Here is a 15,273-nt window from a genome sequence, read left to right on the forward strand (position 1 = left end):
GACGCGTTACGCTTGCAGCATTCATCACCGGCAGGTCGTCAACAAGAGGGAGTGAGGAGAGTTTATGTTTTCTTACATGATGCTGGGGACTAACGATCTAGCGCGAGCCATCAGGTTCTACGACCCGCTGATGGAACTGCTTGGGCACCCAAAGGCAGGTCGTAACGAAGAAGGCGCCTCCTGGGGGACATTCAATAGCAACACCACCACCGGACTTTGTGTTGGAAGGCCCTTTGACAGACAGCGTGCCGGAGTGGGAAATGGCACGATGGTGGCGCTGAATGCGCGCTCGTTGGAACAGATACAGCAACTGCACGCGCTGGCGCTCAGTCTTGGGGGCACGGATGAAGGCGCACCGGGGCACAGGCCGCAATACGGGCAAGGATTTTATAGCGCTTATGTTCGCGATCCGGATGGGAATAAGCTCGCGTTTGTCTATTACGATCCTGCGCGCTGACACGTTCATTTCACGGCTATATGAATTCAGTACGACGCGACTTTAGCCCGGTGTTTCGATAGGGGCGCTCTCACAGGCTCCTGTCGGGATCACACTTTTCATACCAGGATATTCACTTATAAAAAACAGGTGTTATCATTCACCCCGTAAATACCTATCAACTCAACCCGAGGCTTTGATGCTGGAGAATGTAATCATCCGATAATCAGTTTCCCGACCTTTTCAGGCCGGACTGATTATCAATGCGCCGAAATCGAATGCGGACACCGCTGTGTGTTTGCACGTTTTGCACATGATGATTAAACAGGTTCTTCAGTATGAATTTATCCCGTCAGGAACAACGTACCTTACACGTTCTCGCCAAAGGTGGTCGTATCGCGCACGTCCGCGATGCATCAGGCCGCGTCACATCCGTTGAATGCTACAGCCGTGAAGGGCTGCTGCTGGCTGACTGTACGCTCGCCGTCTTCAAAAAACTCAAAACCAAAAAGCTGATCAAGTCCGTCAACGGTCAGCCCTACCGCATTAATACCACCGGGCTGAACAATGTTCGCGCACAGCCCGATAATCGTTAAGGAGAGCGTTATGGATATCAGCACTCTTATTTTTTCATCCGGTCGCCCGCAACTGTCAGCCGATGAACACAAAATCCCCTGGGACGATCCAGCCTTCAGCCAACGTATGCTGGAAAACCATTTGTCGCAGGATCACGACTGGGCCAGCCGTAGACAAAACGTGATTGAACAGCAGGTCGCGTGGATTGCCCGCCAGATACCGGCGGGTGCACGCATTCTGGATCTCGGCTGCGGCCCCGGCTTTTATACCCGTCGGTTAGCAGAGCGCGGATTCCGCTGTACGGGGGTGGATTTCTCCCCCGCATCTATTGAGTGGGCCCGCCAACAGGCACAAAACGCAGGTCTGAAAATTGATTACATTCATCAGGATATCCGTACTTACAACCCAGAACTCCCCTTCGATTTCATCATGATGACGTTCGGAGAGCTGAATGTTTTCAGTGCAACAGATGCTCAGACTCTTATCAGCCGCTGCGCGCGGTGGCTGGTACCTGGTGGCAGGCTGCTCGCTGAAGTTCATACTTTTGATGAAGTTAAACGTCAGGGCACAGCGCCGGCAAGCTGGCAACGCTGCCCGCACGGGCTGTTCCTTGAGGTCCCCCATCTTCTGTTAACGGAAAACGCCTGGGATGAAGAGGCAAAAACCAGCTCAACGCAGTTCTGGGCAATAGACGAAAGCGGATGCACTACGCGCTTCGGGAGCGTGATGACGGCCTGGCTGGATGACGAATATCCCCGCCTTTTCAGCAACGCGGGCCTTACAGTCGTGCAACGCCCTGACAATACCGAATGGCCGGTCAGCGAGACTTTTGAGGGCAAACTCTTTGCTCTGCTGACTGAAAAATCAAAATCCCCGGAAGGGAGCCACCTGAACATGCAATTCAAAAAAGGAATTAATTAATGGATATCCCACGCATTTTTACCATTAGTGAAAGTGAACACCGCATTCATAACCCGTTCACACCAGCAAAATACGCCACGCTGGGCCATGTACTGCGCATGAAGCCGGGGACCAGAATTCTCGATTTGGGCAGCGGCTCGGGCGAGATGCTCTGCACCTGGGCTCGCGATCACGGCATTACCGGTACGGGCATCGACATGAGTCCGCTCTTCACCTCGCAGGCAAAGCAGCGGGGAGAAGAACTCGGTGTCAGCGATCGCGTGCACTTTATTCATAATGATGCGGCAGGTTACGTCGCCGACGAAAAATATGACGTGGCGGCCTGCATCGGTGCAACCTGGATTGCAGGGGGGTTTGCCGGAACGATCGCGCTGCTGGCAAAAAGCCTTAAGCCCGGCGGAATCATCCTTATCGGTGAACCCTACTGGCGTCAGGTGCCCGCCAGCGAAGAGGTTGCCCAGGCCTGCGGCGTCTCGTCCGTGGCTGACTTTCTCACCCTCCCCGCGCTTGTCGACGCTTTCGGCGAACAAGACTATGACGTGGTGGAAATGGTGCTGGCAGACCAAGAAGGCTGGGACCGATACGAAGCCGCAAAATGGATGACCATGCGTCGCTGGCTGGAAGAAAACCCTGATGATGACTTTGCCTCTGAAGTCAGGAAAGAACTGACGATAGCGCCCAAGCGCCACGTCACGTTCACGCGGGAATACTTTGGCTGGGGTGTATTCGCGTTAATGGCGCGATAGCTTGACGCAGGCGGCACAGCCAGGAAACTGTGCCGCCGTTCAGTCAGAAAGTGCGTGGAACGACAACGGGCGTGCTTACATCGGTGTCCGCATTATTGCTGGATCATCGATTATCAAATTCCAAATACCTGCAATACAAATGCAAATATCATATTTGCGCCCTGTTCATCGCCTCTGTAATTTGTGTTTGATATAAACGCAATAATTTCAGGGTGCTATTGTTTCATATGATAAGACTTGAAAACATAAACAAAACGTACCCTGGTAGTACGCATGCCGCGATCGGAAAATTAAATATCGTTATCAATGAAGGTGAATTTTGCACATTCGTTGGCCCTAGCGGCTGCGGGAAAACCACTATATTACGTATGATTAATCAACTGGATATCCCGGATGCCGGTTCGGTATATGTTCAGGATATTAAAATAGCCGATGCCGATATTATTCAGGTACGGCGAAAAATTGGTTTTGTCATGCAAAGTGCAGCCTTATTCCCGCACCGGACCGTTTCTCAGAATATCGCCACGGTTCCGCGTCTGCTTGGCTGGAAAAAAAAGCATATTCAGGCACGTATTGATGAACTGGTTGAGCTCATGTCCCTCGACCCGAGCCTGCTTACGCGCTACCCCCACCAGCTTTCAGGCGGGCAGCAAGGGCGGGTGGCGATTGCCCGCGCGCTGGCGGCCGATCCCCCGATTCTGTTAATGGATGAACCCTTTGCGGCCATCGACCCGGTGGTGCGGGAAAAGCTCCAGGACGAGCTGTTGCAACTCCAGCAGCGCCTGCACAAAACTATCGTGCTCGTCACCCATGACATCAATGAAGCCATTCGCCTGGGCGATAAAATGGCCATCTTTCAGGAAGGCGGAGTCCTGGCTCAGTTTGATACGCCCGATAGTATCCTCGCCCAGCCGGCCAGCGAGTTCGTGGCGCGATTCATCGGGCCTGAGCCCAACTTAAAACGCCTTGCCAGACTTCAGGTTGGGCAGCTTCCGCGTCACGATGTTCCCCTGGTGGACGAGGAATTAACCCCCATTTCCAGCCAGCATCCGCTGGTTGCCAGCCCGCTGCGGCTGGTGCTCGATAAACAGCTGCGCCCGCTGTACTGGCTTGACCCTGAGCGGCGCACCACCCTGCCCGTATCACTGACCCTGAAGGCGCTTCACTCCCTGCGTTTCGCCTACAGCGCACTGCTGGATGCGCCGGGGGGAGTGCTGGTGCACGTCAACGGAGACGGTCAGTATCAGGGCAGTATTTCCCACGGGCTGCTGCAGCGCGTACTGGACGGGCATGTGGATGTTCGCCGTTATGATTGACTGGCAATGGATTGCGGACAATCAGGGCCCGATTGCCGCCCTGTTCTGGCAGCACACGCAGCTGGTGGCGGTATCGCTCTTTTTCGGTACGGCACTCACCGGGGTATTGATTGGCCTGACCCTGCGCTGGCCCGCATCGGCGCCGGTACTGCTCGGTCTGTGCGGGGTGCTGTTTACCATCCCCTCGCTGGCGCTGTTTATTCTGTTGATCCCGTTTACCGGCCTGTCGCTCACCACGTCAGTGATTGGCTTAACGCTCTATTCACTGCTGATCCTGCTACGCAACGTGGTCGCCGGGATAGAAAAGCTGCCGTCCGACGTGCTCGAATCCGCCCGCGCGCTAGGCTACACGCGCTGGTACCGGTTTGTTGACGTTGAGCTGCACCTGATTCTCCCGTCTTTGTTTGCCGGGCTGCGTATTGCCTCAGTCACACTCGTGGGGCTGGTCACGGTTACGGCGCTGATTGGTCAGGGCGGTCTTGGCCAACTGCTGCTGTCGGGCTTTAACCAGGATTTCCTGACGCCGATTGTGGTGAGTGTGGTGCTAAGCCTGGTGCTGTCGTTTATTTTTGACTCTCTGATAGCGCGTCTGGGCTATTGGGTTACGCCGTGGGCACGCTAATGGACATCTTAACCGCAACCTGGCACTGGTTAATTCAGCCGGACCACTGGCTTAGCGATACGGGGATCCTGCTGCGCTTACGCGAGCATCTCTGGTATGTGCTGGTGAGCATGATCATCGCCTCGGCCATTGCGTTACCTCTGGGGGTGGCGCTGGGCTACTGGCGCAAAGGAGCTTTCCTGGTCATCAATATGTTCAACATTGGCCGGGCGATCCCGTCTCTTGGCCTGATTTTATTGTGCATTATTCTTTTTGGTTTCAATGATGTGCCAGTGTTTCTTGCGCTGGTCGCGTTGTCTGTCCCGCCGATCCTGACCAACACCTGGGTCGGGATTTACCACGCCGACCGCACCCTTTGCGACGCCGCCACCGCGCTTGGCATGACGCCCGTGCAAAGCCTGTGGCAGTTGCGCATCCCGCTGGCGATGCCGTTGATCTTTGCCGGAATTCGCACCGCGATGTTGCAGCTTATCGCCACGGCGGTGGTCGCCGCCTATGCCGGGCTGGGTGGGCTGGGCCGCTTCCTGATTGATGGTCTTGGGCAGCGCGATATACCGCAGGTTATTGCCGGCTCCCTTGTGGTGACGCTGCTGGCACTGGCCTGCGAGGGGATATTTTCACTTATCAACAACGTGTTATTTCAGTCAAAGCTCGCATCTGCAATAACGGAATCATGATAAAAACCACCTGCAAAAAAGAGGCTCTATGAAGCAATCATTATGGCAAGCGTTTAACCGCCGTGGATTTAAATTATCCCTTCTGGCGGCAGGATTATTCAGCTTAAGTTTTACCTCCTTGGCGGAAACCGTCACCATTGGCGGGGCGAACTTTACCGAAAGCTCCATTCTTGCCAATATTTACGCCAGCGCATTAAAGAAAAATAATATTGATGTGAAAACGCGGCTTAATCTGGGTAACCGCGAAATTATTATTCCGGCCCTGAAAAGCGGTGAAATAGATATTGTCCCGGAATATCTCGGCGCACTGTTGAATTACTATGACACCAAAACCCTCGCGACCACCCAGAGTGACGTCAGCGCCGGGCTGGCAAAAGTGCTGCCGGCAGAATTCACGCTGCTCACCCCCTCTTCCGCAAGCTCCGTCACGGCCTGGGCTGTCCGCGCCGAAACGGCCAAAAAATACGGCTTAACCAAACTCTCCGATCTGACGCCTGTTGCACACGAGCTGGTGATCGGCGGCCCGCCGGAGTTTCCGGTTCGCGCCCTCGGTTTGCCGGGTCTGAAGCGCGTCTACGGCCTGGAGTTTAAAGAGGTGAAATCCCTCGACATGGGCGGGCCGCTGTCCCGTCTGGCGCTGAACTCCGGCAAAATTGACGTGGCAACGGTGGTATCCACCCAAGGCTCGCTCGCCAAAGAGGACTGGGTGGTGCTGGAAGATGATAAACACGAACAGCCAAGCCAAAACGTTGTCCCGCTGGTTCGCAAAGCGGCGCTGACGCCAAAAATCGACGACATCCTCAATCAGGTGTCTCACAAGCTGGATAACACCGCTCTTGTCGAGCTGAACAAGCAGGTCGACCTCCAGCACAAGGATCCTGCTGCCGTGGCAGAACAATGGGTCAATACCAACCTTTAACGCATTTAATTATCCAATGGCCAGGGATCGGCCACAACCTGACACGGGCCCCACAATGTCGCACAACACCATGATCCTGAACCTGTTCTTTTTCAATCCACAGGGTGATTACCGGTTCTCATGGCGTCACCCGGACGCCCCCGAGCACGAGATTTTCACCCTCAACTACTACACCGCCCTTGCCCGCAAGGCCGAAGCCGCCACGCTTGATGCCCTGTTCATTGCCGACCATACCGGGATCTGGGACAGCGGCCTTGCCCATTACGCCAATGCCCGCCTTGAACCGCTGACGCTACTCTCGGCGCTGGCCGCCGTGACGGACAATATTGGCCTGATGGCAACCGCTTCAACGTCTTACACCGAACCCTATAACCTGGCGCGCTACTTCGCCTCGCTCGATTTCCTGAGTAATGGGCGCGCAAGCTGGAATATCGTGACCTCCTGGCTGGAAGAGGAAGCCGCCAACTTCGGTCTGGATCAGATCCCGCAGCACGGTAATCGTTACCAGCGCGCCGGGGAGTTTATCGATGTGGTCACCCATCTGTGGGACTCATGGGAAGATGGCGCGCTCCTGTTTGATAAGCCGCGCGGTCTGTTTGCCGATGCCGACAAAGTGCATCATCTTAATCATCACGGCGATTTCTTTAAGGTGCGTGGCCCGCTTAACGTGCCACGTCCGCCGCAGGGGCATCCTGTTCTTGTGCAGGCAGGCTCTTCCGAAGCCGGTAAGCAACTCGCCGCCAGCAAGGCGGATATGCACTTTGTGTTTATCAAGTCCATCGAGCAGGGAAAAGCCTACCGCGAAGAGATGAATCAGCGCCTGAAAGCGCTCGGACGTTCGCCTGAAGCCTTTAAAATCATCACCGGAGTACTGCCGGTGGTGGTGAATTCCGAAGCCGAAAAAGCCGAGCGCCAGCAGCTTAACGCGCAGCTGATGAGCGATCGGATGGCTATCGATCTGCTGTCGGCTTATCTAAAGCTGGATCTGAGCCCTTATCCCTACGATAAACCGCTGCCGCCGCTGCCAGACGAAGCTAACTTCGACGGTATTCGCACCGTACTGCAACTCATCCGGGACTACGACCCCGCACTGACCATTCTGGAGCTGGGTCGTCTGTTGCTGCAAAGCTCCGACAGCTGGCTGGTTATTGGCAGTGCGCAGGACGTTGCCGACACGCTGGCGGAAATCTATCTTTCCGGGGCAGCAGACGGCTTTAACCTGATGTTCCCGCTGCTGCCGGGGGATTTTGATCGCTTCGCGGAACAGGTTGTCCCTATTCTCAAAGCCAAAGGGGTGATGAAAGCCGAATATGCGCCGGGCACCCTGCGGGAAAAGCTGGGCCTTCCGCTGGCCAGAAACCACTTTGCCTGAAGAGCTACAGCCGGGTAACACCGGCTGTTTGCGCCGCCTTGCGCCAGTCCAGTAATAACGAATAAGGCTCGCGCGTCACCTCGCTAAACCCGCCTATCAGCAGCGCGGCACAAATTTCCCGGTATTCCGGCGCAATCACCAGCGTATGAAGCGCCTCACGCAGCGCAGCAAGCGTGTCGGCAGAGGTTTGTGCCGCAGTGATGAGCGGCAATCCAGGCGCCAGCGGACTTTGGTCGATAACCGCCAGCCCGTCCAGCAACGCGGGTTCATGGCGTTGTAATAGCGCCCAGGTCACGCAGTCGATGGCCGCGATATCCCCTTCACCGTGTTTTACATCGTGAAGCGACTGACGATGGCTGCCGCTCAGGACAACGCGCGAGAAAAAGCGCCCGTTCACCGCCAGTGGCGTCACCATTTTCATGAGTACGTTGTAACCTGACTGCGAATCAGTGGAATTGCACACCACCGCTCGGCCGCGAAAATCAGCAAAGGTTTGCTGTTTATCCTCTTCGCGCGCCACCAGCACGCTGCGGTAATAGATGTTCTCGCAGCCCGGTGCGGTGTAGTGAAAACAGCCGACTACCTGAACGTCCAAAAGCTGCGTCACCAGAGGGTAACCGCAGGTTTGGCTCAGGATCAGCTGCGGATTTTGCCAGTGTGTCACCAGCGCCTCCTGCGGCAACGCTGGCGTGAGGCTCCCTACCGGCACACCCCGGTCAACCAGCAGTTTCTGAACTGCCAGCCACAGGGCATCCGTATCGCGGCGGTTAACGGCGTACATCGGGAATGCCAGCGGATCACTCATGACCGTCTCCTTTATGAATACCCGGATGGACCGTCACATCCACCGGTTTCCCCCAGAAATGGCGTAACCATTCACCGTATCCCTTCACCAGAAAACCGTGGTTGCGCCGCTGATAGGCATCGCGATTGTGCAGATAAACCGCCTTCAGCCCATACCAGGGCACGCCTGGCAGATCGTGATGTACAGAATGATAGTTAAGATTCAAAAACAGGACTCGCCAGAACAGCCCGGCCTCGTTGATGACCGAACGCGCCAGCGGATCGTCCGCCGCCCGATGCTCAAAAAAAGATCGCACTTTGGTCAGCGCCAGCGCGGGGTAACTCACCGCCAGAACAAACCACACAGGGGAGAAGCCGAGGTGCGACATCCAGCCAAAGAGCACAGCGAGTAAGACCCCGTGGGTGATCCACATCAGCATGGCCGCTACCTGCATGCGGCGAAAGGCTGACACGGCACTGCCCAGCGTCTGCACGATATCTATCAGCGGCGCCAGCAACAGCCGTCCGATAAAGGTGTTACGCAGATGAATCACCCGCTTCTGCCACGGGCGAAACCGCGCCCAGCTTTCATCGCTGAAGTAATAAGACTCAGGATCGTCCACGGGGACGGTAAGGTGGTCGTTACGGTGATGCGCCAGATGGGAGTCGCGGTACAGGCCATACGGATACCAGACCGCCAACGGCAGCGTGCCGAAAAGCTGGTTCAGCCGGGGAAATCGGGTGGGATGTCCGTGGATCAACTCATGCTGTAGCGACATATACCAGGCGGTAAACCCGATAAGCAGCACGGTGGCGGGATATAAACCCAACGTCTGCCAGTTCGCCAGGGTCGCAAACCAGCCGCCATAAATGGCCATCATGATTATCCAGGTCGGGAGTTCGCTGCGCCACAGGATGCTGGTTGAAAGCTGGTGAATATGTTCTCGTTGTTGTTGGTGCAAATAGAGGGAGTTTCGTTTACCCATTCCTTCAGACGCCCTTTCCGCCAGTGCATATATGGCATGAAGATCGGGGATAACGCCTGAAATAACAAAGAACTTAAATCGCTATGCTTTGCCAGAAAAACAGGGGGCTGCACCACGCAACATCGGGTTAGCCGCCGGACGATAATAGACTCTGAAATTACGACGTTAAAGAAGCGCCAGGCGAACGTCTTCAGCGTCGCCGGGCATTGGCGAAGGATATGTTGTACTCTGCACCTGCTCTAAGCAGCGCTGATTTTGAGGACATTTTAAAAGGGACATATGTACTCAATTTTCGCACGACAAAAAGATGCTTATGCCCATTTAAAAGCCAATATCTGCTGCTGACCACCTCAATAAGAGGTGGTGTTAATCCAGGGATAAAAACCCGCCGCAGCGGGTTTGAGGTTTACCAGTAATATTCCAGGGGACGATTATTCGGCAACCAAAGCAGACTATCAGGATCTGCGCCAATGACTACAGCATGCGCCAGGGCGCGATCATCAGCGCGACGTCGGCGGGTCGTATATAAGTTGTTCCAGTAACCCGGATTCTTGCTGTAGTTTACTCTGGGCGCATTGTCTCCATAACGATCGGCGTAGTGAATATGCTTTACACGACAGCGAGTAGCGTACTGCACGCGCCAGTGTGGCAATGGTTTACCGTGGCAATCACGGTCTTTACGGTTATTGAAAGTAGACATTAGTAAGCTCCAATTAAGGTACCTACAAATGTTCTCCGGTGGTGTCATGGTGCATTTATCCTCCTGCTAATCGGTATGCCGCAAGCGGTCGTTAATCTCCTGCCAGCTCATACCGTGGTGCTCACGCTGATTTCCACACAGAGGGCAAGAGCAAGTTGTTGGGGTGCGTGCAATAATTCCGACCATACGTGGCGACATGACGACAAAAACATGAAAATACTGGCGACGCTTCTGCTTTATACGGCGCTCATGGTGGCGGCGCTCCGCTCGTGTACGTGACATTTTGAAACTCCATGATGCAGGGGCTCATTGCCCCTGCTTATGAGTTCCGAATGGGTAATCGGGCGAAAATTAATCACAGTTGTCCTTCTCTCCTGGCAAACATGCCACCAGCCTTCGTTATTGACTCAACCAGTGCACCAATTGACGGTTCATAGGCCATTCCGCCGCCTGGATGTGTGATGCCACACCATTCTACCGGGTATTCTGGCGGAATATTAGTCTCCTTATCCCATAGACGGTTACCCAGCAACCCACATTCTCAAGCTGTCATAGCGATATTGTTCAGTCGCTGGAATATCTCCCAACGGCCAACAAGGTACGGCGGGTTAATCGGCTAGCGGTCATCACCTCTTTATCCTGCCGCTTAGCTTTCACAGGATGCGCAAGAAGCCAAAATCTTTCAGGCATTGCCATTCTTTACTGTCAAAAATATGGCACAAGAGAAAACGGTGGCTGACTTAAAAGTGAGATAACTGATTGATTTAAATGGTGATAATAGGAATAAAACAACAACATAACACCATGTTTTTATTATAATTTATACCCACTAATATTGAAATGCCCCCACTGGGTTGCTGCTTAGTGGTATTTTGATCAAGTATGGTCTCTCTTATAGTTGCGTGTGAACTCAACAAACATATTGTGAGCAGCCTGCTCATCTCCTAACGCAACTTCGCGCATAACCTGTAAGAGAAGTACGGTCATAGGCATTACTTCATCAAGATCCAGATCTGCGGGATAGCTATCTGGGTCAATGGCCATATCAAGATTATAAAACCACCACAATTCAATCTTTCGTGTGAAAGAAATTATTGTATTAATTTCATCGGTTACATTAAGTAAATCAGCTTCAGGAATTAAATCAAACATTTCATGAGAGAGTTTATTCCTAATTTTTTTTAAGCGTTCAAATGTTTCGATATCACTCTGTTCTAAAGCGTTATGTTCCGTTAACCAGCTTATAGATGCATAAAGCCTACTTTTATTTCTATCTAAAACTTTTTTCCTGTACTCTACGAATTCATCTTCGCTCCCAAAACTTAAGTAAAAGCGTTCTAACTTTCCAATCATTATTTCCTTTAGCAGTTCAAAGGAAGCAATAAAAATAGAATAAGAAATAACCCTTTCCTTTAACGCTTTTGGCTCTAATATTCTCGCCCATTTTTTATAATTCTCATCACCATTCATTAATCAATCCCTTTTAAATAAATCAACATATTCAATCAACATGATTTCATTAAGGTCTTTAGGTTTTTTAAATAATGTACATTTGTCATCGATGAATATGAGCCTGTTATTAACAAGGCACTGGTAAAACTTGTTGCTATTGATAAGATCGCTTTCAACATACTTAGATACATCACCTATTCCGAATTGCCTGAATTTAGTAAAAAACACCAACCAAAGAACATCAAAAACAGAATCTTTGGCTGAAGAACGTTTAACATCATCAACAATAACACTTTGAATAAAGCCTTTTAATTCGGGGTGCGCTTTTTTGTACTCAAGAAAAATCAGATCAATAATAGCAAGAACATTACCCATTACTTTCTCAGACTCTCTTTTTATCATGAAAAGCAGGCTTATTAATTTTTTAATTTCCTTGAGTTGCTTGACCTTGTCTTTGGAAAAAATGACCTTCAGTCTATCTTTTTTAGTTAATTCAGAAATAAATTTATTTAGAATACTTGTGCCAGGATACTCATAATGAATATCCAACGCCTTGAGTGCAGCCTGCTCAAACTCTCTAAATGAAAAAGATTCTGCTCCTGACAATGAATACGGGTGATATTTTTTAGAATGCTCTCTATACAATCCATTCGGTAGCTTATTTACTTTAGTTTTAGCTTCATTGATATTTAAATTATATTCATTCAGTTCATCAGAAATTACTTTTAAAACTTTCTTAGCATCAGACTCACTATTGCAAAGTATTCTATAATCATCCTTAAATCTAACACCAACAAATTCTATATCTTTGAGTTTTAATGATACATCTTTATCAACCTTGGAAAGAATTATTTCAGCAATCAAATCACTTAAAGCAGATCCAACTGATATACCATTTGTTTTTTTATCATTTGAATATTGTAGCAATCTATCAAGCTTATTACCTAACAGAGCGTATTCTTTATCGTCACGCGACTTATTCTTCTCATGTAATGCCCAAGGAATGCTGTGAGTATATATTGAGGCATAAAAATTGGTAATATCAGTTCTAACTAAGTAACTATAGTTCACAGCATCAACAATCAGATCCCTTTCAGCCATCTCAATCCACTCATATATCATTCTCCCAGAACGTATAGGCGATAAAGATAACCCCTCAGTTTTAGTAACAGGAATAGGCAAACTGTATGTAAAGATTTTAGTTTCATCATTAAAAAGGTGGTTAACTACTAACTGCCAATCATTGACAAGCCAATAAACCATATCATGATAAAATTTGGGGTGCTGTATACCAAAAATACGATGAGTGAGTGATGTTTTAGGATATGACACATTAACAATCTCTTTCTCTTTGAGATTATTTAGATTATCAAAAAATGGTTCTCGATTTAATTTAATGCCTCCAGCCTTGAAGCTAGGGGGTAAAACGTACTCCTCAGGAAAATAGCCATCATTCAATAACCATTTACCAACTGCTCTTGGCTTAATATTATTGAGAAGTTTTTTAGTTTCTTGATAGTGCTCCCTAACTAGCATGCAACCCTCGCTTACTCAAACATTATTGTTTTACCATGAAAATGGTAGTTTTATTCTATAACACTTTTCAAGTGAAGCATCACCATAGTTACCGACTGACATTGATTTTCTTAACCAACGCATTGAGAGTATGCAATGCGGCAGACTGACAAAAATACTTCCCTGACCAACATCACACTACACCGTACCCGCCTGCGGTTTTCAGATCTCAGAAATTTTCAGTTTTGATTTTGTTCAGACCGACAGGCCAGGCCGCGCGGCAGTTGGCGATGAAAGAGAGAGCTCACTGAAAAAATTGAAAGGAATTTTAGTTTTTTTCAGTTCTGAGCAGCACCGGACTCACGCCACTTAACCATAACCTATTGATTAATAATAAATTAAAAAATTTAAGTCAGAGCGAATTGAAGAATACGTGATGAGGTGAATATACAACTCATTGAATATAAATACTATTATCCTTCCATCTACTGAAAAATATATACCGCAGACAGTAATAAGGCATGTAAAGGAGCACTAAAGCGAGCAGACATTGCAACTTCCGATTTCATGACCTAAGACATACCCAAGTAACCTAGCTTGTACAGTCAGGCGTTTCACTTCTTGCATTGAAGGAAATGGGCGGGAGAGAGACACAGGAAATGGTTCAAAGATACGCATACCTGGCAGCAGGGCATCTGACCGAACACGTGAGAAAAATTGATGCGATTATAAGTCGCAATGTCACAAATACGGCACAAAAGGAAAAGGTGCTTTACTTAAAAGCGAGGTAACCATTTGATTTAGATGGTGCCGATAATAGGAGTCGAACCTACGACCTTCGCATTACGAATGCGCTGCTCTACCAACTGAGCTATATCGGCCCTGCAAGAGGTGTTCACGAGCGTGAATCACGGGGTAAAAGGTTAAGACTAACCGGGCGATGCGTCAATAGTCAGATTAATCAACCGCCTATTTTTGCATCGCCCGTTTTCAATTACGCACGAATGGTATCTTCGCCGAAGCCGATCCACTTGTAGGTGGTCAGTGCTTCAAGGCCCATTGGGCCGCGCGCGTGGAGTTTCTGGGTGCTCACCGCCACTTCTGCACCCAGGCCGAACTGGCCGCCATCGGTGAAACGGGTGGAGGCGTTGACGTACACCGCGGAGGAGTCCACTTCGTTGATAAAACGGTTGGCGTTGCTCAGGGTGCGGGTCAGGATCGCATCGGAGTGCTGGGTACCGTGTTGACGGATGTGTGTAATGGCGCTGTCAATATCCGGCACCAGCACCACGTTGAGATGCAGCGACAGGTACTCGTTATCAAGCTCTTCCGGCTTCAGCGGCACCAGCGTTGCCGGGCCTTTCAGCTCGCGCATCACCGTCTCATCGCCGTGCAGCGTAATGCCGCTTTCAGCCATCTGCTGACTCAGCGCTGGCAGGAAGCGATCGGCGATGGATTGATTCACCAGCAGCGTTTCCACGCTATTACAGGCGCTCGGGCGCTGGGCTTTCGCATTGACGATAATCTTCAGCGCCGCTTCAATCTCTGCGCTGTCATCAATATAAATATGACAAACGCCGATACCACCGGTGATAACCGGAATCGTCGACTGCTCACGGCACAGCTTGTGCAGACCCGCACCGCCGCGAGGGATCAGCATATCGATATACTTATCCATACGCAGCATCTCGCTCACCAGCGCGCGATCCGGATTGTCGATGGCCTGAATGGCTGCTTCTGGCAGACCGCACTCTTTCAGCGCGCGTTGGATAACGCCAACGGTGGCGGCGTTGGTGCGATACGTCTCTTTACCGCCGCGCAGAATCGCGGCGTTGCCGGTTTTCAGGCACAGCGCCGCCACGTCAACGGTGACGTTCGGGCGGGCTTCATAAATCACGCCAATCACGCCCAGCGGGACGCGGCGGCGTTCGATGCGTAAGCCGCTGTCGAGCAGCCCGCCGTCAATCACCTGCCCTACCGGGTCGGCCAGCACGCAGACCTGGCGGACGTCGTTGGCAATCGCCGTCAGACGAGCTGGCGTCAACGCCAGGCGATCGAGCATGGCTTCGCTCAGGCCGTTTTCGCGCGCCTGGGCTAAATCTTCGGCGTTAGCCACAAGAATCTCTTCACTTTGAGATTCCAGATGATCGGCAATAGTTTCCAGAACCCGGTTTTTCTCACGGCAGGATAACTGCGCCAGCGTATAGGAGGCCTGCCTGGCGGCAATGCCCATTTGTTCCAGCATGTCGAAC

13 protein-coding genes, 1 tRNA gene and 2 pseudogenes are annotated in these 15,273 nt (G+C 51.1%); 9 read left to right on the forward strand and 7 right to left on the reverse strand.

The features are described 5' to 3' along the window. The first annotated feature begins 64 nt into the window (after positions 1-64). The 8 genes and pseudogenes from GY169_RS18700 to GY169_RS18740 all read left to right on the forward strand — a co-directional run bounded on the left by GY169_RS18700 (position 65) and on the right by GY169_RS18740 (position 7,585). Positions 65-457 (forward strand): VOC family protein, encoded by a 393-nt coding sequence (locus GY169_RS18700; RefSeq protein WP_163447139.1) that lies wholly within the window; start codon positions 65-67, stop codon positions 455-457. Between the two features lie 317 nt (positions 458-774). Then, a complete protein-coding gene (locus tag GY169_RS18705; RefSeq protein WP_163447137.1) occupies positions 775-1,032 on the forward strand; it encodes a YjhX family toxin in 258 nt (85 codons plus the stop codon). Between the two features lie 10 nt (positions 1,033-1,042). Further along, positions 1,043-2,679: pseudogene (locus GY169_RS23470) on the forward strand (methyltransferase domain-containing protein). A gap of 227 nt (positions 2,680-2,906) precedes the next feature. Next, entirely contained in the window at positions 2,907-3,995 is a 1,089-nt protein-coding gene (locus GY169_RS18720; protein WP_163447133.1) for an ABC transporter ATP-binding protein, read from the forward strand. After that, on the forward strand, positions 3,988-4,617 hold the full coding sequence (locus tag GY169_RS18725; RefSeq protein ID WP_163447131.1) for an ABC transporter permease: 630 nt from the start codon (positions 3,988-3,990) through the stop codon (positions 4,615-4,617). Before GY169_RS18720 ends, GY169_RS18725 begins: the two co-directional genes overlap by 8 nt. Further along, positions 4,617-5,294, forward strand: a complete 678-nt coding sequence (locus GY169_RS18730) for an ABC transporter permease (RefSeq protein WP_167576637.1) — start codon at positions 4,617-4,619, stop codon at positions 5,292-5,294. Before GY169_RS18725 ends, GY169_RS18730 begins: the two co-directional genes overlap by 1 nt. A gap of 28 nt (positions 5,295-5,322) precedes the next feature. Beyond that, positions 5,323-6,213 carry an ABC transporter substrate-binding protein gene (locus GY169_RS18735; protein ID WP_167576639.1) on the forward strand — a complete coding sequence of 297 codons (891 nt, stop codon included), beginning with the start codon at positions 5,323-5,325 and terminating at the stop codon, positions 6,211-6,213. A 55-nt stretch (positions 6,214-6,268) separates the two neighbouring features. Then, complete coding sequence (locus GY169_RS18740) at positions 6,269-7,585, forward strand: LLM class flavin-dependent oxidoreductase (RefSeq protein ID WP_167576641.1); 1,317 nt, start codon at positions 6,269-6,271, stop codon at positions 7,583-7,585. A gap of 4 nt (positions 7,586-7,589) precedes the next feature. On the opposite strand, the gene GY169_RS18745 is transcribed toward GY169_RS18740, so the two are convergent. The 5 genes from GY169_RS18745 to GY169_RS18765 form a co-directional block, all read right to left on the reverse strand. Next, positions 7,590-8,390: a phosphate/phosphite/phosphonate ABC transporter substrate-binding protein gene (locus GY169_RS18745; RefSeq protein WP_167576643.1), complete on the reverse strand. Its 801-nt coding sequence runs from the start codon at positions 8,388-8,390 to the stop codon at positions 7,590-7,592. Then, on the reverse strand, positions 8,383-9,354 hold the full coding sequence (locus GY169_RS18750) for a fatty acid desaturase (RefSeq protein ID WP_167576645.1): 972 nt from the start codon (positions 9,352-9,354) through the stop codon (positions 8,383-8,385). The genes GY169_RS18745 and GY169_RS18750 overlap by 8 nt, the downstream gene beginning before the upstream one ends. 406 nt (positions 9,355-9,760) lie before the next feature. Then, positions 9,761-10,054: a hypothetical protein gene (locus tag GY169_RS18755; RefSeq protein ID WP_167576647.1), complete on the reverse strand. Its 294-nt coding sequence runs from the start codon at positions 10,052-10,054 to the stop codon at positions 9,761-9,763. Between the two features lie 876 nt (positions 10,055-10,930). Beyond that, positions 10,931-11,524, reverse strand: coding sequence for a hypothetical protein (locus GY169_RS18760; RefSeq protein ID WP_167576648.1), 594 nt, complete (start codon positions 11,522-11,524; stop codon positions 10,931-10,933). 3 nt (positions 11,525-11,527) lie between these two features. Next, complete coding sequence (locus GY169_RS18765) at positions 11,528-13,042, reverse strand: RNA-directed DNA polymerase (RefSeq protein WP_167576650.1); 1,515 nt, start codon at positions 13,040-13,042, stop codon at positions 11,528-11,530. A 486-nt stretch (positions 13,043-13,528) separates the two neighbouring features. Here GY169_RS18765 and GY169_RS23475 point away from each other — a divergent pair. After that, positions 13,529-13,812 (forward strand): annotated as a pseudogene (locus GY169_RS23475) (tyrosine-type recombinase/integrase); the annotation flags it as partial. 14 nt (positions 13,813-13,826) lie between these two features. On the opposite strand, the gene GY169_RS18770 reads toward GY169_RS23475, so the two are convergent. Together GY169_RS18770 and proA are read right to left on the reverse strand one after the other, a co-directional pair. Continuing rightward, positions 13,827-13,902: transfer RNA gene (locus tag GY169_RS18770), tRNA-Thr, on the reverse strand. Between the two features lie 113 nt (positions 13,903-14,015). Continuing rightward, positions 14,016-15,266: a glutamate-5-semialdehyde dehydrogenase gene (proA, locus tag GY169_RS18775; protein WP_167576652.1), complete on the reverse strand. Its 1,251-nt coding sequence runs from the start codon at positions 15,264-15,266 to the stop codon at positions 14,016-14,018. Between the last annotated feature and the right edge of the window lie 7 nt (positions 15,267-15,273).

It is taken from the genome of Kluyvera genomosp. 3 (assembly GCF_011765685.1).
Lineage (GTDB): Bacteria > Pseudomonadota > Gammaproteobacteria > Enterobacterales > Enterobacteriaceae > Kluyvera > Kluyvera georgiana_A.